The organism is Vibrio iocasae, from assembly GCF_042245395.1.
Taxonomy (GTDB): Bacteria; Pseudomonadota; Gammaproteobacteria; order Enterobacterales; family Vibrionaceae; genus Vibrio; species Vibrio iocasae.
This window is the reverse complement of sequence record NZ_CP145310.1, coordinates 1,402,725-1,425,436: the sequence shown is the minus strand read 5'-3', so window position 1 is coordinate 1,425,436 and position 22,712 is coordinate 1,402,725. Positions and strand designations below refer to the sequence as shown.

The 22,712-nt window shown below is 44.5% G+C and carries 15 protein-coding genes and 1 pseudogene; 10 read left to right on the top strand and 6 right to left on the bottom strand.

The genetic code is table 11. The annotated features are described in order from the left end of the window. The first annotated feature begins 47 nt into the window (after positions 1–47). The 3 genes from SNR28_RS06380 (at position 48) to SNR28_RS06370 (ending at position 4,486) form a co-directional block, all read left to right on the top strand. Positions 48–971, top strand: a complete 924-nt coding sequence (locus tag SNR28_RS06380; protein WP_375748376.1) for a LysR family transcriptional regulator — start codon at positions 48–50, stop codon at positions 969–971. A 75-nt stretch (positions 972–1,046) separates the two neighbouring features. After that, positions 1,047–2,831 (top strand): HD domain-containing phosphohydrolase, encoded by a 1,785-nt coding sequence (locus SNR28_RS06375; RefSeq protein ID WP_375748375.1) that lies wholly within the window; start codon positions 1,047–1,049, stop codon positions 2,829–2,831. A 101-nt stretch (positions 2,832–2,932) separates the two neighbouring features. Next, positions 2,933–4,486 (top strand): EAL domain-containing protein, encoded by a 1,554-nt coding sequence (locus SNR28_RS06370; protein WP_375748374.1) that lies wholly within the window; start codon positions 2,933–2,935, stop codon positions 4,484–4,486. Between the two features lie 92 nt (positions 4,487–4,578). On the opposite strand, the pseudogene SNR28_RS06365 reads toward SNR28_RS06370, so the two are convergent. The 4 genes and pseudogenes from SNR28_RS06365 to fruB all read right to left on the bottom strand — a co-directional run. Next, positions 4,579–5,964: pseudogene (locus tag SNR28_RS06365) on the bottom strand (fructose-specific PTS transporter subunit EIIC); the annotation flags it as partial. 287 nt (positions 5,965–6,251) lie between these two features. Further along, entirely contained in the window at positions 6,252–7,985 is a 1,734-nt protein-coding gene (gene fruA, locus SNR28_RS06360) for a PTS fructose transporter subunit IIBC (RefSeq protein ID WP_375748373.1), read from the bottom strand. 48 nt (positions 7,986–8,033) lie between these two features. Continuing rightward, the gene (gene pfkB / locus SNR28_RS06355) at positions 8,034–8,975 is read right to left on the bottom strand and encodes a 1-phosphofructokinase (RefSeq protein WP_375748372.1); all 942 of its coding nucleotides are present in this window, start codon (positions 8,973–8,975) and stop codon (positions 8,034–8,036) included. A gap of 10 nt (positions 8,976–8,985) precedes the next feature. Then, a complete protein-coding gene (gene fruB, locus SNR28_RS06350; protein WP_375748371.1) occupies positions 8,986–10,119 on the bottom strand; it encodes a fused PTS fructose transporter subunit IIA/HPr protein in 1,134 nt (377 codons plus the stop codon). Positions 10,120–10,467: 348 nt separating this feature from the next. Between fruB and cra the strand changes: the two genes are divergently transcribed. The 3 genes from cra to SNR28_RS06335 all read left to right on the top strand — a co-directional run bounded on the left by cra (position 10,468) and on the right by SNR28_RS06335 (position 12,443). Then, on the top strand, positions 10,468–11,445 hold the full coding sequence (cra, locus tag SNR28_RS06345) for a catabolite repressor/activator (protein ID WP_375748370.1): 978 nt from the start codon (positions 10,468–10,470) through the stop codon (positions 11,443–11,445). A gap of 45 nt (positions 11,446–11,490) precedes the next feature. Next, the gene (locus SNR28_RS06340) at positions 11,491–11,961 is read left to right on the top strand and encodes an RNA-binding S4 domain-containing protein (RefSeq protein ID WP_375748369.1); all 471 of its coding nucleotides are present in this window, start codon (positions 11,491–11,493) and stop codon (positions 11,959–11,961) included. A 74-nt stretch (positions 11,962–12,035) separates the two neighbouring features. Beyond that, positions 12,036–12,443 carry a hypothetical protein gene (locus tag SNR28_RS06335; protein ID WP_375748368.1) on the top strand — a complete coding sequence of 136 codons (408 nt, stop codon included), beginning with the start codon at positions 12,036–12,038 and terminating at the stop codon, positions 12,441–12,443. 90 nt (positions 12,444–12,533) lie between these two features. Here the strand turns inward: SNR28_RS06335 and SNR28_RS06330 are convergent, their stop codons facing one another. After that, positions 12,534–13,424 carry a LysR family transcriptional regulator gene (locus SNR28_RS06330; RefSeq protein ID WP_375748367.1) on the bottom strand — a complete coding sequence of 297 codons (891 nt, stop codon included), beginning with the start codon at positions 13,422–13,424 and terminating at the stop codon, positions 12,534–12,536. Positions 13,425–13,577: 153 nt separating this feature from the next. Next, positions 13,578–15,149, bottom strand: coding sequence for an ABC-F family ATP-binding cassette domain-containing protein (locus SNR28_RS06325; protein ID WP_375748366.1), 1,572 nt, complete (start codon positions 15,147–15,149; stop codon positions 13,578–13,580). Between the two features lie 364 nt (positions 15,150–15,513). Here SNR28_RS06325 and SNR28_RS06320 point away from each other — a divergent pair, with 364 nt between their 5' ends. From SNR28_RS06320 to SNR28_RS06305, 4 genes are read left to right on the top strand one after another with little or no spacing between them, the layout of a single operon-like run. After that, entirely contained in the window at positions 15,514–16,896 is a 1,383-nt protein-coding gene (locus SNR28_RS06320; RefSeq protein WP_375748365.1) for a diguanylate cyclase, read from the top strand. A 47-nt stretch (positions 16,897–16,943) separates the two neighbouring features. Then, entirely contained in the window at positions 16,944–18,329 is a 1,386-nt protein-coding gene (locus SNR28_RS06315) for a TolC family protein (RefSeq protein WP_375748364.1), read from the top strand. Beyond that, complete coding sequence (locus SNR28_RS06310; RefSeq protein ID WP_375748363.1) at positions 18,326–19,552, top strand: efflux RND transporter periplasmic adaptor subunit; 1,227 nt, start codon at positions 18,326–18,328, stop codon at positions 19,550–19,552. The genes SNR28_RS06315 and SNR28_RS06310 overlap by 4 nt, the downstream gene beginning before the upstream one ends. Continuing rightward, the gene (locus SNR28_RS06305) at positions 19,545–22,700 is read left to right on the top strand and encodes an efflux RND transporter permease subunit (RefSeq protein WP_375748362.1); all 3,156 of its coding nucleotides are present in this window, start codon (positions 19,545–19,547) and stop codon (positions 22,698–22,700) included. Before SNR28_RS06310 ends, SNR28_RS06305 begins: the two co-directional genes overlap by 8 nt. The last annotated feature ends 12 nt before the right edge of the window (positions 22,701–22,712 follow it).

The following is a 22,712-nucleotide window of genomic DNA, read 5'->3' as shown; positions in this document are numbered from 1 at the left end:
GAAATAGGGTATGTTTTACGAATCAGTTTTGTCATTAAGGCAATAATGTGGATAAATTCAAAGCGATTTCATACTTTATCGATACTGTTGAGTTAGGCAGTTTTACTTCAGCTGCCAAACGGCACAATGTTCCTGCTTCCTCTATATCCAGACGAGTTGCTGATTTGGAAGCGTCACTTGGTGCTCAATTGTTAGTAAGAAGCACACGAAGTGTCGCACTCACTGAAGTCGGTGCCGCTTATCTGGTCGAGATGAAGTCTCTCATGGGGCAGTTGAAGCAATCTGAAAACATGGTGCAGCAATATCAAAGCAAACCAACAGGGGTTTTGAAAATTAGCTCCACGGTTGGGTTTGGTGAGACCGTTCTTCGTCCAATTCTTGATGAGTTTCGTGTGCGTTATCCCGATGTCGTATTAGATGTGGTTATGAGTGATACGCTATCGAACTTAGACAAAGATGATGTAGACATCGCCATTCGTGGTGGATATGCACCGGATGAGAGAGTGATCGCGCTTCGTTTGATTGATAACGACTTTATTGCAGCCGCTTCCCCTGAATACATTAATTCTGTCGGCCTGCCAGAAGATACGTTGGAGTTAAAACAGCACAAAGCTTTGCTCTTTAAAACACCCTCAGGGCCGATCCCTTGGTTGTCTGAAATCGATGGGCAGTGGCAAAACGTTTCGGGAAATCCGGCACTTATTAGCAACAATGGGCGCTGGTTGTTGGAGAAAGCGATAGAAGGAGAGGGAATCATCATGTTGCCGGAATGGTCTCTTAGGCCAGCCTTGGAAAGCGGTGATCTGGTTGCCCTTAGTTTTGAACAGAGCTTAAGAGTGAACACGAGTGGTGATTTGGCTATTTTCCTTCTTTATCAGAAGCTCGACTATGCCATTCCCAAAGTAAAAGTTGCGGTGGATTTCATTGCTGCACGAGTCAAACAGAAATATGCAGTACCAGGTCACGCTTAGCCGAATTTGCAGGTGTAAATTCCCTAAAATATGCTTTGCTTAGTTATATATTAGTGAGTTGAGGAGAGAAGCAGGGTGAAGCTGGGAAGCAACTTCATATTAGCGCTGTTTGTTCTTCTCTTCGGTATTTTTAGCTCGGGGCTCTTTGCTAATTCTTCTCCGCCAGCAGTTCATCAAGCAGGTCTTCAGAAAACCAGTCATCAGAATATATTAATCCTGCATTCATACGATCCCGGTTACGAGTGGACAAAAGAGTTTCAGGCTGGCATCTCTGATGCGTTTGACTCTTCCAATAAAACCGTAAAGTTGTCTATAGAGTATATGGACACGAAGCGATTAGTTAATCAGGAGTATTTCCAGGTTTATGATAACTATCTTGATGAAAAATATCGTAACTACCATTTTGATGGCATTCTAGTCACCGATGATCGCGCCCTACAGTTTTTAAATAGTTCTATGGTAGAGAGCCTGAAAGGTGTTCCAACCGTTGCGGCTGGAATCAGTGATCTTGAAGTCTCGTTAACAGATACAACAGATAAAGGGACAATCCTTAACGAGCGAGACTATATAGCCGAAAACCTGGCACTTATTGCTAAATTAAGGCCGAATCTGAAGAAACTATATTATCTGACGGATGAGTCGGTTTCTTCTGTACTGATTCATAGTGTATTTATGAATGAAGCTAAGAAATACACAGATATCGAAATCGTCGAAATAAAAGGCATAACATTGGCCGATGCGGAATCTTTACTTTCTAAGATATCTCCAGATGACGCAGTTATTTTAACCCACTTCAATACCGAGATTGATAATAATATCTATCATGGGTACACCAAAACAGCCCTGACCTTGTCTTCAGCCAGCCGTGCTCCAATTTTTGTCTATTGGGGGTTTTATCTCAAAGGAGACGTATTGGGAGGATACGTGAATCGCTCCTACTCTTTGGGTATAAAGATGGTGGATATTTTAGGTAAACAATTGCCTGATCCTATTCAGATTTCGATATCTCCAGAGGTAGATTCACCCGCTGTATTTATACACTCAGCCCTAAAGAAATATGGAATATCAGAACGAGCCTTACCTAAAGATTCGGTCATTATTGGAAAGCCGATTTCATTCTGGACGCGAAATTACGAGATACTGTTGAGCCTGGGCGCAGTTATCGTCCTGCTTATATGTGTTATTGGCGTGCTTTCGTTGTCTTTAAAACGTAAGCGGGAAATGATTCGCAAGGATCGAAAAATTGTCGCGTTGCAGAATCAGACGCTACATGTTCAGAAAAACTTAATTAACGTACTCGGTGATTCTATTGAAACGCGCTCAGGCGAAACCGGGAACCATGTTAAGCGTGTAGCCACCCTTTCTTCGCATCTGGCAAAATTAGCCGGGCTTTCTCACCGGGAGCGTGAGGTCATAGAAATCATAAGCCCGATGCATGACGTTGGAAAAATCGGCATCCCGGAAGCGATTCTTAATAAACCAGGTAAACTCTCTCCAGAGGAATGGAAGTTGATGCAGACTCACGCCAAGCTTGGTTACAACCTATTGCACAACGATGAAGGCGATATCATGAATCTGGCATCTGTAGTCGCGCTAGAGCACCATGAACGCTGGGATGGAAAAGGATACCCAGATGGAAAAGCGGGTGAAGAAATCCATATTTTTGCACGAATAACCGCGATTGCAGATGTCTTTGATGCGTTAAGAAGCAGGCGCTGCTACAAAGAAGCCTGGCCCATTGAAAGTGTGATCGAGTATTTCAAAGAAAATCGCGGCACTCAGTTCGATCCAAATTTGATAGATCTCTTCCTTGATCATATTGAGGAGTTTAAAGCTATCCGTGTTAAATACCCCGATTAAATTCCATAGAATACAATTGCATATGCCAAGTATTTGTTGTTTTTATATTTTGGGTTTAAGCGTATAGTATTGAGTAATAACTCAAATATTAGAAAACCATCATGAACGTGAATCAGATTCCTCTATGGCTTCAGAAATATGTAAGTGCTCTTTGGGTGCATATTGCCTTTATATATCTTGTCGTGTTTTTGTCCGGTTTAATATTTTTAGTCCCTATGGCGAATAAGCATGCGGACAATATTGCTACCGATGCAGTATCGGAGCTTAACCACGCATTTGATTCTGTTCAGTCAGATTTGATGCATCTGACTTCAACGGAAATTATTGATAGTGGATGTGATGAGCTTTCTGTCCTGCTGAATAAGGAAGTCTTTGAATCCAATTTAGCTAAGGAAATAGGCGTTTTTTATCCGAGTGGTGAAGTGTTTTGCACCAATAATGCCAATGATGGGTCATTCTTTCTCTACCAGACGATAATGAATCGTTTGGAGAGCGAGGGAGCGACACTCTCTTATACAAAATCTAAAGTGAGTCAGTTACGCTCGGTATTTCTTCTTTTCACAGGTGAAGGCGGCAATGGTGTTACCGCTTTAATTCCGCCACGTTATATTTTTAGAGCGATTGAAGATTTAAGAGAACCGGGGCTCAGGTATCAAGTAAATGTGATATCCCGAAACATTGCAGAAGATCCATCCCTTCAGGATAAAAAGGCAACTTCCAGCTCTGTTTCTGGCAAATATCCAATCAAGGTAAGTGTCTACACTTCTAAAGAGTATTACGTTCATTTTTTCCTGGTGAAAAGCTGGATAGGATTACTCATTGCGGCTTTTCTTTCCGTTTACTATGTCTATGCCCGAAACAAAAGAATCTCAGGAAATTCATTGGAAGGTGCATTGCAAAATGCACTGAGAAACAATGAGCTTGACGTTTACTACCAGCCAATTGTTGATAGCAAAGATGAAAGTGTCGTAGGTTTTGAGTCGCTAGTTCGATGGAAGGATCCCAAACAAGGTTATATCTCACCGGGTATTTTTATTCCGTTGGCAGAAAGGCTAAATTTAATTGACGCAATAACTGAGCAGGTGATGAATAAAGTCATTGCTTTTGTTGTTGATAACGAGCAAATATTTGAAAAGCGTTATGTTAGTTTGAACATCAGTCGCTCTTTGATCCTGAAGGCTAATTTTGTTGAGCGTTTTATTGATCTGTATCGAGATAAGCCGGGAATAACGGGTAAGTTAATATTCGAAATCACCGAAGATATAAACTTCTCTTCTAATGAGCTTGGGTTACTTAAAAGCCACCTTAAACAATTAACCGACATAGGAATTAAAGTCGCGATAGACGATTTTGGAACAGGGTATTCCGGGCTTGATTTTATTCGTCAATATCCGTTTGATATCATCAAGATTGACCGGGTATTTGTGAATAACCTAAGTGAAGATTCCACCATTATTCCGCTTCTTGAGTCGATGAAAATGATCTCAGAGACCTTAAATATGAACGTCATCGTGGAAGGGGTAGAGGAAAGGAATCAGGTAGAGATTTTGTCTTCTCTTGGCTTTCATAATATCCAGGGATTCTATTATCACCGACCAATGCCAGGTTCGAAGCTCTTACAGCTGTTAAACGAAGGTGATATTAAACAAAAGTAATTAAAGAAAAAAGGACACTCAGATGAGTGTCCAGAAAGTGCCACTTATAAAAGCAGCTGGGCCTGCTCTCTAGGGGGAGAGTCAATCAAGGTTTAAGCTGTTGCTGTTTGGACTTCTTCACCTTTCTTAAGAAATGCATAACCAAAGCCTGTTACCGCAGTACCTGCTGCGATTGCTACCAGATACATCAGAACTGGCGAGATTGCATTTGGAATCAGCAGAACAAATAGGCCACCGTGAGGCGCTAGTAGCTCACAGGTAAATAGCATAGACAGCGCGCCCGCTACTGCACCACCTACCATCGTGCAAGGGATGACACGCATTGGATCACGCGCTGCAAACGGAATCGCACCTTCAGAGATAAAGCACAAACCCAGAACAAATGACGCTACACCACCTTCTCGCTCACTGTCCGTAAACTTATTCTTAGCAAGGAAAGTTGCCAGACCCATACCCAGAGCTGGAACCATACCTGCAGCCATAATTGCCGCCATTGGTGCGTAAGTTTCAGAAGCCAGAAGACCGACACCGAAAGTATAGGCTGCTTTATTGACTGGACCACCCAAGTCAAAGCACATCATTGCACCCAGAATAATGCCCAGAAGAATCGCGTTAGCACTGCCCATGTTCTGCAGGAAGTCAGTCATTGCCGTCATGATGCTGGCAACCGGGCCACCCACGATGTAAATCATCACCAGACCAGTAAACAGAGTTGATACCAGCGGAATGATCAGAATAGGTTTAAGTGCTTCCAGCGTCTGAGGCAGTTTTACGTTATCAGCAATGTATTTTGCTGAGTAACCAGCAATGAAACCGGCTGCAATACCGCCAAGGAAGCCAGAGCCAATTGAAGATGCCAGCATACCGCCAACAAGACCCGGAGCAAGACCCGGACGGTCAGCAATAGAGAAGGCAATATAACCAGCCAGAACAGGGATCATCAGAGCGAAGGCGGAACCACCGCCAATCTGCATCAATGCAGCCGCTAATGTGCCTTCTTCTTTAAACGCTTCGATACCAAATACGAAGGATAGGGCGATAATAAGACCACCTGCGACAACTACAGGCAGCATGTGAGATACACCGGTCATCAGGTGCTGATAAACACCTTTTGCTTCTGCTGTAGATTGAGAGGATGAAGCAGAGCCAGAATGTTTGTAAACGGTAGCTTGGGCTAGTGCTTTATCCATCTCTTCAGCGGTTTTCTTCAGAGCCGGGCCTGTTTTGGTTTTATACATTTTTTTGCCATCGAAACGGTCTAGTGGAACGTCGATGTCAGCAGCAATGATCACGATATCGGCTTCAGCAATCTCCTGATCGGTTAACTGGTTTTTAGCACCCACTGAGCCACGTGTTTCTACCTTAATTTGATAGCCACGCTTAATTCCTTCCTGTTCAAGTGCTTCTGCTGCCATAAAAGTGTGTGCAACACCTGTTGGACATGCAGTAATGGCGACAATTTTTTTTGTACCTGTTGCAATGTTCATAATAATCGACCTTTTTTGTTTGATTTACCACTCAATCAATGTTGTTAACTTATTGAAATATATTGATTGACCAGATTTCTTGTTTTTGCTGAATCGCTTCAGCTTTATGTTTATACTGAATCGATTCAGCTAATAATTCAATCAATATTTCGATCCAAAAATTAAATTTATGATCCTTCGCACACTTGAATGATCTCGTGAAGAAAAACGTTACAGAGAAATGAAAAAGGGCACTCGATGAGAGTGCCCTAAGGGTTCAAGTTTACCGCTGGAATGGGTTAAGCGATAGCTTCTGTTGCCTGGTCTTTTTGCTTAAGAAATGCGTAACCAAAACCTGTTACTGCGGTACCCGCTGCAATTGCTACCAGATACATTAGAACTGGTGAGATAGCATTTGGAATCAGGAGAACAAACAGACCACCGTGAGGCGCCAGTAGCTCACAGGTAAATAGCATAGACAGCGCGCCCGCTACTGCACCACCTGCCATTGTGCAAGGGATGACACGCATTGGATCACGAGCTGCGAATGGGATTGCACCTTCAGAGATAAAGCACAGACCTAGCACGAATGAAGCCACGCCACCTTCGCGTTCACTGGCGGTGAACTTGTTCTTAGCAAGGAAAGTTGCCAGGCCCATACCTAGAGCCGGAACCATGCCCGCAGCCATAATTGCCGCCATTGGTGCGTAAGTTTCAGAAGCCAGAAGACCGACACCGAAAGTATAGGCTGCTTTGTTGACAGGACCACCCAAGTCAAAGCACATCATTGCACCCAGAATTATACCCAGAAGAATCGCGTTAGCGCTGCCCATATTCTGAAGGAAATCAGTCATTGCTGTCATGATGCTGGCAACCGGACCGCCCACGATATAAATCATCACCAGACCAGTAAATAAGGTCGATACCAGTGGAATGATTAGAATAGGCTTAAGTGCTTCCAGTGTCTGAGGCAGTTTTACGTTATCCGCAATGTATTTTGCTGAGTAACCAGCAATGAAACCGGCTGCAATACCGCCAAGGAAGCCAGAGCCAATTGAAGATGCCAGCATACCGCCAACAAGACCCGGAGCAAGACCCGGACGGTCAGCAATAGAGAAGGCAATATAACCCGCCAGAACAGGGATCATTAGAGCGAATGCGGAACCACCGCCAATCTGCATGAGTGCTGCCGCCAGAGTACCTTCTTCTTTAAAGGCTTCGATACCGAATACAAAAGACAGGGCGATAATAAGACCACCTGCTACAACCACAGGCAACATGTGAGATACACCAGTCATTAGATGCTTGTACACACCTTTTTTCTCTTCTGATGCGGGTTGAGAAGCAGAACCACCTGAGTGTGAGTACGTGGTTGCCTGAGCAAACGCTTTATCCATCTCTTCGGCTGTTTTCTTAAGTGCTGGACCAGTGTTTGTCTTATAAAGCTTTTTGCCATTAAAGCGATCAAGTGGTACGTCGATATCAGCTGCGATAATAACCAAATCCGCTTCAGCGATTTCTTGCTCTGTTAGCTGGTTTTTAGCACCCACTGAGCCACGGGTTTCAACTTTAATTTGGTGTCCACGACGTTTCCCTTCTTCTTCTAATGCTTCAGCAGCCATAAAGGTATGAGCAACACCGGTCGGGCATGCAGTGATAGCAACGATCTTTTTTGGACCTTCAGAAGCAGAAGTAGCTTCAAATGTCGTTGCCTCTGAAGTGCTTAGAACGGTTGCTTCAGAGACTGCTTTTTCCAGAAACGCTTTTGCGTCTTCTGTCACGTCCGAAATCTCGGCCTGATAAACTTTCTTTCCTACAAAACGGTTTGTATCGACCGGTGCGTTAGCCGCAATAACGACCACTTCTGCGTCTACAATATCTTGTGCTGAAAGAGTATCGCCCTCTATGACAGCAGACTGGCACTCAATTTTTGCATTCCACGATAACGACTGAGCTGCTTGTTTTAGCAGGCCCGCAGCGATAATGCTGTTTGCAACTCCACTCGGACATGCCGTAATAATTGCAATATTCATAATGTTCGACCTTATTTAATAATATTTTATTGCTTAACTCGTTCCGTACTAGTTAAGCGTTTGAAATTGAATTTCTTTTTGTAGTGATTGGAGCTCTTCATGGCTCTGTACACCAACGCCCACCTGAGATACCGCTAATGCAGAAAGGGCAGTGGCAAAAGTGAGTAATTGTGGCTTATCCATATTCTGCATATGTCCCCAGCACAGACCAGCTACCAGCGTGTCTCCGGCTCCAACTGTACTGACAACTTCCATACGAGGCGGTTGTGATCGAACCCACTGATTATCGTTTAACCACATCACACCGTCTGCACCCATGGATACAACGATGTTTTCAATGCCCTTGTCGGCAAGTGTCATCGCAGCCAACTGGCACTCTTTTGCGCTTTCCAGAGTGCGACCAGTAAACTCAGCCAGTTCTTCATCATTTGGCTTTATTAGCCATGGGTTTGCATCAAGGCCAGCGGCAAGTGCCTCGCGGCTGCTATCAAACAGGACTTTTTTACCAAGTTCATGCAAACGTTGAATCCAGCTAGCACAGAGCTCAGGGCTAATTCCCTTTGGCAGGCTTCCGGCTATCACAAAGTAGTCGTGGTCTTTTGCGAGTTCGAAGATGGTTTTCTCAAATTCGTCGATTTCAGGCTGTTTCACTTCTACACCAGGGAAGTTGATGTCGCTGACAGAACCAGACTCTTCAACAAGCTTTACATTGATCCGGGTGGCGCCATTTACACGAACGAACTGATCTTTTGCTCCCATCTCTTCAAACAGTTGGCAAAACATCTCTTCGTTATCCTTACCAAGAAAACCGGTAACTGTAACTTCGGCACCGAGGTCAGAGAGTACTTTGGCAACGTTCACACCTTTGCCTGCTGCGTGTAGCGATCCTTTGTTGACCAAACTAACTGAACCAACATTTAATGTGTTCAGGCTTCCGGTTAGATCCAAAGCCGGGTTTAAGGTAACAGTGACAACTTTATTGGTAGTCATATCTCGCTCCTTAACCTTCGCCAAGGCCAGATTCAATTGCTGCACCTATTGCTGCAAGAGCTTGTGGTGCATCACTACCGTCAGCGACAAAGCGGAGTTCATGGCCTTTTTTAACGCCCATTGCAATTACCTTCATCAAGCTCTTAGCGTTAACTGGCTTTGCATCGCCATTCAGGTTAGCTACCTTGATGCTTGATTCGAACTTCTTCGCCTCGGCGACCAGCATTGCACCAGGTCGAGCATGCAGACCATGAGCATTTTTAATCTTGAAAACAGCAACGTTGTCATCTGAAACAACAGGTGCTTCAGCTTCTTCATCGCTAAACATTGCCACTAACTCTGTTGAAGTTGCTTCTGCAATTGCTTTTTGCTTTTGCTGGAAGACAAGCTGACTCAGTTTGTCCATCATCTCTTTGTGTGCACCGTTGCAGGCTGCTACAGAGATAAGCGCCTTAACTGATTTACCCTCATAATTGAAAGGAGTTTCAGCGGATACAAAAGACATAGCAGTGTGGGATACACCCTCGCAACTACTGACTAACCATAAGCCATTACCCAGGTTGGTTGGTTTTTTAGTCACAAGAGCGGATACATAACTTTCGGTTGCGGCACCACTATTTTTGACAAGACCACTGGCTACCGCGCTAAGCTGAACCATATCGGTAGCAGGGAAGTTGGTCTGAATGAGTGATTCGTTGAAATCGGCTTCAAATTGAACTTCGCCATTGAGCAGGGCCGCTATTTCTTTGGCCGATTTTGCCTGTTTCAGACGATTTTCAACTTCATCATCAGAAAGTACTTTAGTTAACTGCTTGAGAATACCAAGGTGCTCATCGGATTTTGCTGCGATACCGATAGCAACGTAGACGGTATTGCCATCACCCCAATTCACACCCTGAGGGAAATGGTGAACTGCAACACCGGTATGCTTTACTAAATCACGGGTATCTGTTGTTCCGTGCGGAATAGCAATACCATTGCCAAGAAATGTCGAGTTCTGAGCTTCGCGGTTTAGCATTCCCTCAACATAACCGGTGTCAACCAGTCCTTTTTCTGTCAGGTCAGCGGCAATTGCTTTAATCGCGATTTGCTTGTCGTCTGCTGCTTGCTGAAGTTTTATCTCGGTGGTTGTTAGTTTTAACATCGTTTATAGCCTCATTTGCTCCATAGGAGCATTGCTTATCCGTTATTCTGTTCTGCTTTTTACGTTTATCTTTATATATTGCTTAAGCTGAATCGGTTCAGCTTTGCTTTAAAAAAATTCAGCAAATACGTTTCAATAGCTTAGATTGCTTTGTACCTGCCGCATATCTGAAATTTAGGTGACTTTCATCAAATTTCAAGTTTTGCTGAATCCTTTCAGCTTTAATACTGAATCGGTTCAGCGTATAATTCAACCAAGAAAATAAAATAAGCTGTGAAATTATGATCCAGCGCACATATACTCTGTAACCACAGTTTGCGGTGGTGGCGTGAAGCAAAGGTGACCTAGATGACATTGGATGAAATAGCAAAGCTGGCAGGCGTGTCTAAAACAACGGCCAGTTATGTAATTAACGGTAAAGCTCAAAAGTACCGAATCAGTGAGAAGACACAGAAGAAAGTGATGGCTGTAGTTGAAGAGCATAACTACAGACCGGACCATGCTGCATCATCACTGAGGGCGGGGAATAGCCGTTCATTTGGTTTGATCATTCCGGACCTGGAAAACACCAGTTACGCCAAACTTGCAAAGTTGCTAGAGCAAAACTCTCGTCAGGCGGGATATCAGATTTTGATTGGTTGCTCTGATGACGATCCAGAAATCGAAACCAGCGTTGCAGACGCGCTGATCAGCAGAAGAATTGAGGCTTTATTTGTTGCAAGCTGCTTACCTAACGCGAGTGAGCACTATATAAAAGTTCAGAAAAAGGGCACTCCGGTTGTTGCTATTGACCGCCCGTTAGACGATGAACATTTTGCATGTGTAATCAGCGAAGACTTTAGTGCTGCGTTTGAGTTAACACATTCTGTTTTATCTGAGCAGGTCGATACGGTTGGTCTTATTGGCGCACTCCCTAATTTGAACGTATCCAGAGAGCGACAAATGGGTTTTGAATCCGCGGTGAAAGTTCAGTCCAAGAAATCGATTGTTGCGCATGGGGACCACTTCCATAGGGAAGAGGGCAAAAAGATACTTGAGAATTGGATTAAAGAAGGTACTTTGCCCGATGCGATCGTAACGACTTCATATACTTTGCTTGAAGGTGTGCTTGATGTCTTACTGGAACGCCCTGCGCTGATGACACAGTTAAAGTTAGGTACCTTTGGTGACAACAGATTACTGGACTTTTTACCTATTAAAATCAACTCATTACCGCAGCAATTTGAACTTATTGCGGACAGTGCCCTTGCGTGTGCCCTGAATGCCTCTGCAAAACGTTATCAAGCCGGGGTAGAATTAGTCCCGCGCAAGATTGTTACCCGATGAACCATAGGGTACTCTACCCACCAAAATTTAAGACTGGTAAATAAAATGTACGACGAACACTCTGAAGAGCCGATGGAAGAGATTGAAGTAGAAGCGATAGGTATTGAGATTGCTGAGCAACCTATAGAGCTTTTTAAGATTTTCAAAATTGCTAATCTGGTAGGAAGCGGTGGCGAAGCGAAACATATCATTAGTGAAGGTTATGTCGCGGTTAATGGTGAATTAGAGACCCGAAAAAGACGCAAACTCTATGATGGTGATTTGGTTGAGTTTAATCAGGAGTACTATCTGATCATCTGTGATCAGTCGGAAGAGGGTGCTAGCGAAGAGCTTCCTGAGGAGTATCACTATGATGATAATCCGATGCATGAAACGGTAATGGCAGACGAAGATCCTATTGAAACTCAGTTAGAAGATGTCGATGCATCTGAGGAAACTGAAGAACAAGATAGCGTGAGCAAGCCTGAAGAAGACAAGAAACCAGGCAAGGGCCGCAAGTCGATCTCCTTTTTCTAAGAGACCAATCGCTGTTGCGGCGACGTGTCATAAAAAGATAGTATTAGAACCCTTTTATTCGTAAAGATTTCATTATGTCAGATGAAGAACTCGCTTTAGAGTGGATGCGCCAGCAGGCTTACAAAGTAGATCCCTATATAGAAGAACCATCATTTGATGACTGTGTGGAGCTGATCGGTCCTGCTTTCAAAAAAGGGAAAAGTGTTGCCCAGCTTAGATTTCTACTGGGTGAGGCCGATCGAAGAGCCGGGGCTGCAGAGCGTAAACATGCCGCTCTAAAGTACGCTAAGCAAAAAAGCCCGAATGCGGGTCAGATTTTGCGTCTCCAGAGCAAACTTCAAAGGGTCGAATTGGCGCTTAAGTTAGCAACGGGTGACAGCAACATGACCATATCTCAGTTCTGTTCTGAATATGATGTGAGTAAACGGGACGGAAACGACGCCTGGCATGAGAAACTGGTGGAGCAGAGTAAAAATAAGTAGCGCAGCATCTGCTTATCTGTGGTGCTTTCGTAGAACTCAGGTTGAGAGTAGGATGACTTCATCCTACTCGCAATAATCAAATAAACTCATCTAATTACTACCCGATTTTCTAGCAGTAAAGTGCTCGATGATGGTTCTGCACACTTTTCCTATATCCCGATTTGCGGCCCACACAAGATCTAACCCTGAGAACATCTTGGCTTGATTAAATTCAGGTTCAATGGCTATTAAAGCGCCTAGCTCAAAACGTTCAGCACACCAGTCCGCGGGTAAAATTCCCCAACCTAATCCCAGTTCAATTAAATGGCTACACTGAGCAAGGTTGTCTGCATCCCAGGTATCCTGAGAGAAGATTGAGGTTTTGCTTAACACGGGATGATGCCGGAGCGATTCACAGATGATCTGGCGAGCAGCTAGCAGTTCTTCGTTCGAGATACTATCAAGTGCAGCGAGAGAATAGTCAGTGCTGCATACGCATAACCATTCGTACTGGAGGATAGTCACGAAATTGAGGTATTGAGGGTAAGCATCCGCACCAAAATGGATGCCTAGATCGATGGTGTGATTAAGGAGTGCTTGTTGCAGATCTGAATGATTGAGTAGTTGGATTTCCACTTCCGTATTGGGAAACTCTCGATCTATCTTGAGCAAGATGGAGTCTATGCAGGAGAGTGGCGCCATAGGATCAACACCAACAACAATTTTGCTTTCAACATTGTTGTTGAGTGCTAATGCAAAACTGTTCATCTTATCCGCTTGGCGCAGTAGAAGTTTTGCCTGGTGGTAAAGGCGTTCACCGGGTTCGGTTAGCGTAGGTTTGCGGGTATTGCGATCAAACAGTGCCAGGTCTAACTCGTCTTCAAGGTTACTGACGCCAATACTTACAGAACTTTGGCTTTTGTTGAGTTTTCTTGCCGCTGCGGAAAATGATCCTGCCTCAACGGTTGTGACAAACGCTAGAATTTGTTCGAGATTGATCAATGGAATTACTCTACAAAGAACGCTAAGAATGTGAATAAATTTAACGTGTTATTCAGCCTCGGGCAAGTAAGTCACCCGATTCGTCGCACATAACTCGACTTCCAGGATAAAGCAGGTCAAATATCGTGACCTGCTTTATCAAGTTACTCTTTCTTAGCCCAGACTAAATCTGCGATTAACTCCGGATTCAGATGAAAAATCATCATCATGGCTGACCAGAATAAATCCGCCTTGATAAGAGCTGAGAGCCTCTGCCAGCATGATTCTCGAATCAAGGTCGAGGTGGTTATCCGGTTCATCCAGTAACAACAAAGGTTTTGATGGTTGGTGGCTGACAATGAGCATTGATAGTTTCATCTTCTCACCACCACTCAGCATTCCCCCAAGTCGAAACACACTATCACGTCGAAAACCAATACCTGCCAACAATGTTCTGGCATCACTTTCCCTTAAGCCTTCGCAGCTCCGAGTTAAGTTACTCAATATCGAAATATCTTCGCGAATGACGCCAAAGTGTTGGTCTAGGTAATACAGTGGTGTATTCACCAGCATCTCACCTTGAGACAAAGACAAGTTGCCGAGCAACGTTTGCAGCAACGTAGACTTACCGCATCCGTTATTGCCTTTGAGGTGTATCTTATCGTTAGCATAAACCTGTAGCGTAATCGTTCGATGATCCCCAAATGCAAGCATGCCCTCGCAAATCGAGATAACTTTGCGCGCAGAGGTATGGCTGTCTGCCAGATAGATTTTCTGGGGTTTAAGTTGCTCTTTTCTGGAACTCAACTCCTGCTCTTTTTGCTGTAAATGCATTTGCCTTAGCTGAGCATTTTTGTTCCGATTTGAGGCGCGATTTTCAGCACTTTGTTTCTGGCCATCTAGTAATATCTTTGACTGGCTTCCATCTTTACGCGATTTATTGCCTTGTGATGCCCTTTGTTCGGCTTTCTCCCGATTACGCTGTAATTGTTCTTCCAATTGCTTTTTTTGCTTCTCAACACTGGCTAACTGCCTTTCAACCGCATTCACCTCAGTGCGCTTTTGCTCAGCATAGAAGTCGTAGTTACCGCCAAATACTTGTAGTCCGAGTGTGGAGAGCTCCCATATCTCTTCCATCTCACGAAGCAACGCTCTGTCATGGCTGATAAGCAAAATTGCCCCGTCATACGAGTTTATAGACTCAATCAGCCATTGTTTTGCGTGCGTATCCAGGTGGTTGGATGGTTCATCCAGAACAAGTAACTCTGCCTTCTGATCAAATAGTTGCCATAGTTGCAAACGAGCCAACTGCCCACCGCTGAGTTGGGCGCAGGGAAAATAGAGATCTTGTGGCAGTCCCATGATTTCTAGCTGCTGTCTTAGTCGGGTTTCTATATCCCAGTCATCGCCGACCAAATCAAACCACTCAGCACTACAGCTTCCTGTTTCGATTTCCTCAAGTGCCTGAAGAACTTTGTCTTTACCCAAAAATTGAGCAATAGAAGCATCTCCTGAGAGAAGTTCTGATGCTTGTTGTCGGTAAGCAGCATAGGACGCTGGTGGTATAACCGCACCACTGGATGGTGCTCTTTCCCCCAACAAAATGGATGACAAAATCGTTTTACCAACTCCGTTTTTGCCGACTAAACCAATACGACGTTTGTTCATGGTGAGAGAGATATGTTCGAACAGTTTTTCGCCATTATCGAACTGATGGCTTATTTCATAAGCGTTTAATACTGGCATAGTTTGCCTCCTGTATATCAGGGACAAGAGCCGCAGCTTCACGAAAGCATTGTGAGTATAGATCGATGCACAATTTACGGGCGCAATAACGCTATAGATAAAAATTTGAGTGCAAAGAAGTATCGGAAAGTGAGCTACGCCTACTAACCCTGTAGATCCAAAAAAATAATGTGATAAATGGATGACAGGCTTAGTTGTTCATATTGGCGTAATCTCCTGAAGAAATGATGAGCAGAGTATAACGAGCTTTCGAACTTAAGAGCAAGGGCTTTATCGCTATGACTAACTACTTCCTTGTGCGTTGATTTTTAACAAAATTATTAATAGTGTTAATGCGAGAAACATCTGTAACAAAGAGCAATATATGGCTGTTGATTCATATTTGTTGTGCCATACTAAAATCTGGCTAGATAAAAATGACCACGCTATGAGTAGCAAATTATTACAAAGAACCAGGCGGCTACACACAACAACATTTGCCGTATTTCTGTTTTGGACCTTGTCTATCGCAGGTCTGGTTAGCTGGACTATCTTGATAGAGGAAAAGCATGCCGTAGAGTATGCTCAGATGGAAGCCAGAGCTAACTTCAACAAAGATATCGCCTTGCGTAACTGGGTGACAAAACGTGGTGGTATATATGTTCCGGTATCTGAGTCTACCCCTCCGAACCCACACTTAGCGCATATTGTTGACAGGGATCTGGTTACCCCTGAAGGCAAATCCCTGACCTTAATGAATCCAGCATATATGTTGCGGCAAACCATGGACGAATACTCTGAGCTCTATGGCATCAAGGGGCGCATAACAAGCCTCAAACCATTAAACCCCGACAACGCACCTGATGAATGGGAGCGCAAAGTGTTGGACATGTTTGATGAAGGAGTAAAAGAGTATTCAGAATTTACCACCATCGATGGAAAACCCTTTCTGAGATACATGCAAACATTTATCACATCTGAAGGCTGTTTAAAGTGCCATGCTCACCAGGGGTATAAAGTTGGCGATGTAAGAGGGGGGGTAGGTGTCTCAGTTCCAATAGATCCCTATCTCAAGGTAAAAGACAAAACAATTCAAACTGTCACCCTTTCTTATGGTGTTGTCTGGTTACTCGGAACAGTTGGCATTGGATTTGGAAACAACTTCTCTCACAAACGCATTCAAAAGCAGCACATTGCTGAGTTAGCGCTAATCCATGAGAAAGAGAAGGCAGAACAGCTGTCGGAACTGGATGGGCTAACCGGAATCTACAACCGCCGTCATCTGGATATGCATCTCCCCACGGAAGTCAGGCGCGCAGCCAGAGAGCGATACTCTCTGGGTGTGTTAATGCTTGATATTGATTGGTTTAAATCTTACAACGATACTCAAGGCCATCTTGCCGGAGATGAAGCGTTGAAAACAGTCGCTCGAACGTTACAACATACGGTAAATAGGCCTGCAGATGTGGTAACTCGTTATGGTGGCGAAGAGTTTTGTATTCTGTTGCCTGAAACGGACGAACAGGGTGTTCGTGATATTGGCGAGAAACTATGCATGGCCGTCGAAAGCATGAAGATAGCTACCCGTGCCAAGAATGCAGGTGAGTTTATTACTATTAGTGTGGGAGGGGTTTATATGGTGCCTTCCTGCGACACACGACCAGAATGGCTGATTACACAGGCTGATGAAGCTTTGTTTGAAGCAAAACGATTGGGCAAAAACCGGGTGGTTGTTCATTGTGGTAAAGGTGCCTTAACCCAGCCTTAACCCTATAGGTCGTTATTCTGTCTCTAACCTTAAAGGAGACAGTCTAAATGACCTTTAAACATACATTAATCGCAATTGTGGTTACCGGCCTTGTTGGTTGTGCGAGTAGCAGCGATGTCAATTATGCTGAACGTGCAACCAACAGTTCGCAAGTGACAACCGCGGCCTTGCTTGACAAGTACATTGCAGAGCACAGTAATCAAAATCAGGAAGTTCCTGATGAGGTTTCACTTACCGATCTTGTCGATATCCCTGAGCTGAATGACTACATCAATACGGCCCTAAAAAACAACCCCAGCCTTCGGCAAAGTATCGCTTCGCTTAAGATTCTTTATGCCCAAAAGGGTGTGACAAACGCAGACCGCCTTCCCACTGTGAACGCCTCTTATAGCGGAAATGCCAAAGAAGATAGTGACGATAGTTACACCGGTGATGTCACCGTAAGTTGGGAGCTGGATGTATGGAACAAGCTTGGAGCGAGTGTTGCTGCATCGGATAAAGATATCGCGAACTCACAGGCGACATTGCAGGAAACACAAGATGTGTTGGTGGCGAATATAATGCGCACCTGGCTGCAAATCAGCTTATATGAACAGTTAGTAGAAATTGAAACCCGTCGTCTGGACATCCTGGAAAATAATGAAGATTTGGTTCTTCAACGCTATCAGGTTGGATTGGGTAGCCTTAAAGATTTGGACGATGCCAGAACCTCAAGTGCATCCACTCGTTCAACTTTGGCAGGTTATCAGGAAAGCTTAGCGAAAAGTCAGCGCAGTCTTGTTTTACTTACCGGTGAGTGGGGTAAGGACGCTTCTGAGATTGTAGTATCAGCAAGTTTTCCAGATGTAATTAATCCAGTCAGTCAGTTATCGGATCAGACTCTCTCGCGTCGCCCTGATGTCAAAGCGGCTTATTACTCCATCGAAGCCGAAGCGCTTAGAACTGAAGCCGCATACAAAGCAATGCTTCCTTCTATTGATCTTTCGGCCAGCTTAACTTCCGTTGCCGATAATCCTTCAGATGCACTTCTCGTCAGCCCTCTTTGGAGCTTATTAGGCAAAATGTCTGCCCCTTTTTTTCAGGGAGGTGCTCTGAAGTCTGCGGCTGAAAAAGCGGAGCTAACGACAGAAAAGAGTTTCTGGGTGTATCAGGACACATTGTTGACGGCGGTAAATGAGGTTGAAAACGCATTGGGGCAAGAGTATTCGTTTGAGCAACAACAGCAGCACCTGAGTGATGCATTAGCCAGTGCGCAGCGTAGCTCAGATAACTATGAAGAGAGTTATCGTCAGGGGTTAGTAAACATTCTGGATTTGCTGACGGTACAACAAACAACATACGACACAGAAGCTCAGTTGGTAAATACGATTTACGAGCGTCTGGTAAACCGGATTGACTTAGGTCTCGCTTTGGGGCTGGGGTATAAAGCATGAAACTAAACACTATTACTATCGCAATCACTTTATTATCAGCCTCGGCCATTTTTGGAGCTGCGGCTTTTAATGGGGCCCAAATGCCAAAAAAAGAGGTGCCGAACAAAGAGGTATCGGAGCAAATCCAGCATGAATCTACGTCAGAACCAGTTCATGTTAAACCTGTGAAGGCTGCACCTGTTATTGCTCTGCAGCAGGTTGCGGTTCAGAAAACTCAACCTTCAAGCTATGAATCTGAAGTTGTTGGTTATGGTGAAGTTCATTCTAAATATGAACTTACCTTTACCAGCGAAGTGTCAGGAAGAGTGGAGAGCATCAGTGATAGTTTCGAAACAGGTATGGTAGTGAAAAAAGGGACGGTATTAGCACACGTTGACGATACCAGTTACCAGCAGGCTGTGACACAGGCGAAAGCGAGTGTTGCACAAGCAAAACTGGACTATCTTGAAGAACAGAGACAGGGTGAACAGGCAAAGCTTGAATGGCAGCGTTCAGGTTTGTCTGGTGAGCCTGATTCACCACTTGTTCTTCGTGAGCCTCAGCTTGCGAATGCAAAAGCAACGCTAGAAAATGCACAACAAGAGCTGAAGAAAGCACAACGTGATCTGAGTAATTCAATCATCAAAGCCCCATTTGATGCATTGGTTATTACCCGAGATATTCAACCCGGTAGTTACGTTCAGGCGGGCTCTCAGGTTGCGACCTTATACAGCATTGATAGTGTTGAAGTAGAAATTCCCTTGTCTGAGGAACAATGGAGCAGCCTGCCTGTTTTCGACAATCAAACGCTTAAAACCGAAAAGTGGCCTGTGACTTTAACGACTTCTGATCTTCGGTTTGAGTGGCAAGGGTATGTTGTTCGTACTGAGCAGCATCTTTCCAGCGAAACCAGACAACGCTCTTTAGTTATCGCGGTAGATGAACCTCTGGAAAAAGGGACGCACCTTTATCCGGGCACCTTTGTCCAGGCAACCATCTCTGGCAAATCTCTTGAGAATCTTTGGGAATTACCATCATCAGCTATATCCCAGCAAGGGGAACTTTGGCTAGTCAACGATAGTGGTCTTCTAAACCGTGTTGCGGCCGATGTGAAGTTTGCCAAACAAGACAGTGTTTATGTAACACCGGTTACTGAATCAGATGCTCAAGTGGTAAAACGTCCATTGATCAGCTTCCAGAACAACATGAAAGTTCAGCCAGTCATAGAGGGTTACTATGAGTAATTCAGCAGAAAAATATACCGGGCCGATTGCCTGGTTTGCCCGAAATTCAGTGGCCGCCAATCTTTTGATGATTGGCATGATTGTTGTTGGTTTGTTTTCTCTCAATGAGCTGAGAAAAGAAGCATTCCCTGCACTTGAACCCGATGTTGTGACAGTTTCTGTGGTTTATGACAGTGGTGACCCGGTCTTAGCTGAGGAAGGGTTAGCCATCAAGATAGAGGAAGCGCTGGAAACCGTATCGGGTATCAAGCGGATCACTTCTACATCGAACTCGAGCGGCAGTCGTGTCTCTATCGAAAAAGAGAGTGATTATGATCTGGATACCCTATTAGCAGACGTTAAAACAAACGTTGATGCGATTAGTAATTTCCCTTCGGATGCTGAAAAACCTGTGATTGATAAAGCCAGGCATCAAGATCACGCAATCTGGCTTCAGTTGTCAGGAGAAGCAGACAGAACGACTCTGCAATCTTTGGCTGAACGACTGAAATCAGAACTATTGAGTAAAGACGCCATCAGCGATCTTGAAATGAGCGGGAAAATAGATCCTATGCTGTCGGTCGAGGTAAACGAAGCTATGTTGCAGGCATATGGTCTGAAGCTTTCGGACATATCGGATGCGATAAATGCGGAGTCGTCCACTTTGATTTCCACGAGCCTGCGTAATGGTGACAAGAGCGCTTACCTGAAAGTGTCGCAACAAGCCTATGAGATAGAAGAGTTCAAATCAATTCCCGTTCTAACGACAACAGGTGGCACTGAAATCTTATTGGGTGATATTGCACAGGTAACCGACAGTTTTGAAGATGATACCTTTGTGCTATCTCGTTACAACCAACAGAACTCAATTGCTATTCAGGTGGTTATGGATCAGTACAGTGATGTGGTCAGCATTGTAGAGCAGGTCAATCAGGTGGTAGAAGAGTGGAACAGTAGCAATATTCTTCCTGAAGGTGTAGCGCTTGAGTCCTGGGCCGACGAAAGTGAGATCATTAAAGACAGGCTATCACTTTTGATAAAAAATGCGCTTACAGGTATTGCGTTGGTATTCGCTGTTCTGGCGCTGTTCTTGAACATCAGAGTAGCGTTCTGGGTCGCTGCAAGTCTACCGTTTGTGTTCTGCGGAACGCTCTTCTTTATGACAGACACCTTTACCGGTCTGACAATAAACGAGATGACAACATTTGGTTTTATCATGGCTCTGGGGATTGTGGTAGACGATGCGGTAGTCATTGGAGAAAGCATCTATACCACACGCAGAAACGAGGGTGATTCCGTTGACAATACCATTAAAGGGACATTAAAAGTGGCTGCGCCAACCATCTTTGGTGTGCTGACAACAGTCGTTGCTTTTGTGGCAATCGCTAATGTCGAAGGAAAGCTGGGCCAGATTTATGCGCAGTTTGCTACGGTCGTGACCATTTGTTTATTACTTTCACTGGTGGAGTCTAAGCTAATTCTCCCTTCTCATTTGGCGCATATAAACACTAAACGAAGTGAGAAAAAAGGGCCATTTGCTTACATTCAGCATGGTGCTGATTCTGCTTTACAGTGGTTTAACGATAATGTTTATAAGAACGTCATAGAGTTGGCTCTGAAATTCAGATATGCAGTGATTATGTTGTTTATCGCGCTGTTTGTATTGGTGATTGGAATGCCTTTTACCGGTTCGGTCAGAGTCGCTTTCTTCCCTGAAATCGTTGGCGACCGAATCAATGCAGATATGAGCATGTACAACGATGCCAGCTTTGGCCAAACCCATAGCAATCTAATCTCGCTGGAAGCCACTGCTCTGGAAGCGGATAGACAACTGACGGAAGAATTATCAACAGACTCAGCTTCAGGTATTGCTCACCTTCAGGTTATTGCCAGTGCGGATGACTCTGGCTCGATTCAGGTGGAGCTTGGAGAGGATGCAGCATACGATGCGAACACCTTTGCAAAGCGTTGGGGAGAGCTAACCGGAAACATGGAAGGTGTGAAGAAGCTGAAGATTTTAACCAAACGTGAAATGGTGGATAACTTCAAGGTCGAGCTGAAAGCGTGGGACAACGAAACAGTCATTTCTGCGGGTAACGATTTCAAACAGGCGCTCCAGAAAATTGATGGCGTGAGCGGAATTGACGATAACTTGGACCCTGGTGAGCCCCAGTATCGATTCGAACTGACAAAGCAAGGCCGTGCGTTAGGACTTGATACTGCGATGCTTTCTTCGCAGGTGCTGCTATCTTTTGGTGGGGATACGGTGCAAAAATTCCAGCGTGGCAAAGATGAGGTGAAAGTAAAAGTTCGTTATCCTGAGACAGAACGACAGACACTTGCTGATGTCATGAATGCCAATATTCGAACTGCGGATGGTGCGCTGGTACCACTTACTACGGTTGCCAATGTCTATTCTGAATATCAGGTATCGGAAGTAACACGTATCGATAGTCAGCGCGCGGTTTACTTAACTGCCGTCGTGGATAGCAGTGTGATTGCCTCTAACGAACTGGTGGCGAAACTAGAGAGCGAGTTGGTGCCGTCTATACAGGCTCAATATCCGGGGCTTGCGGTGGATTTCGCTGGTGAAGCTGAACAACAGCAAGAGGCTCAGTCCTCGATGAGCAATATGTTTATACTGGCCCTGTTTGGTATCTATGCTTTACTGGCTATTCCTCTGAAGTCCTATGTACAACCGCTTATTATCATGGTTGCCATTCCATTTGGTATTGTGGGAGCGATTCTGGGTCATTGGGGGAATGATTTGACCATCAGTATTCTGTCATTGAATGGTATTCTTGCTCTGAGTGGTGTAGTCGTGAATGACAGTTTACTTCTGGTCTCCCGATTTAATGAGCTGGTCAAAGAGAAATCAATGTCTGTACACGATGCGATAGTTGGCGCTTGTACCGGACGTTTAAGAGCGGTATTGCTAACCTCAATTACAACATTTGCGGGCCTTGCTCCACTGCTGAGTGAAACCTCTGTGCAGGCACAGTTTTTGATTCCTGCAGCAGCGGCACTGGGTTACGGTATTTTGTTTGCTACATTGATTACACTGATATTGACGCCTTCATTACTCTTCATTCAGTGTGAAATTAAAGCTTTGATTTACAAGGTAGTGACTAAACTACAAAGAAAGCAGTACGATACTGTTGAAGCGTAAAAGACCATGATT

Coding starts and splice junctions, on each gene's coding strand:
- SNR28_RS06335 (WP_375748368.1), top strand. CDS start 12,036: ATGTCAGATGAAGAACTCGCTTTAGAGTGGATGCGCCAGCAGGCTTAC.
- fruB (WP_375748371.1), bottom strand. CDS start 10,119: ATGTTAAAACTAACAACCACCGAGATAAAACTTCAGCAAGCAGCAGAC.
- cra (WP_375748370.1), top strand. CDS start 10,468: ATGACATTGGATGAAATAGCAAAGCTGGCAGGCGTGTCTAAAACAACG.
- fruA (WP_375748373.1), bottom strand. CDS start 7,985: ATGAATATTGCAATTATTACGGCATGTCCGAGTGGAGTTGCAAACAGC.
- SNR28_RS06370 (WP_375748374.1), top strand. CDS start 2,933: ATGAACGTGAATCAGATTCCTCTATGGCTTCAGAAATATGTAAGTGCT.
- SNR28_RS06320 (WP_375748365.1), top strand. CDS start 15,514: ATGGCTGTTGATTCATATTTGTTGTGCCATACTAAAATCTGGCTAGAT.
- SNR28_RS06315 (WP_375748364.1), top strand. CDS start 16,944: ATGACCTTTAAACATACATTAATCGCAATTGTGGTTACCGGCCTTGTT.
- SNR28_RS06310 (WP_375748363.1), top strand. CDS start 18,326: ATGAAACTAAACACTATTACTATCGCAATCACTTTATTATCAGCCTCG.
- SNR28_RS06305 (WP_375748362.1), top strand. CDS start 19,545: ATGAGTAATTCAGCAGAAAAATATACCGGGCCGATTGCCTGGTTTGCC.
- SNR28_RS06325 (WP_375748366.1), bottom strand. CDS start 15,149: ATGCCAGTATTAAACGCTTATGAAATAAGCCATCAGTTCGATAATGGC.
- pfkB (WP_375748372.1), bottom strand. CDS start 8,975: ATGACTACCAATAAAGTTGTCACTGTTACCTTAAACCCGGCTTTGGAT.
- SNR28_RS06340 (WP_375748369.1), top strand. CDS start 11,491: ATGTACGACGAACACTCTGAAGAGCCGATGGAAGAGATTGAAGTAGAA.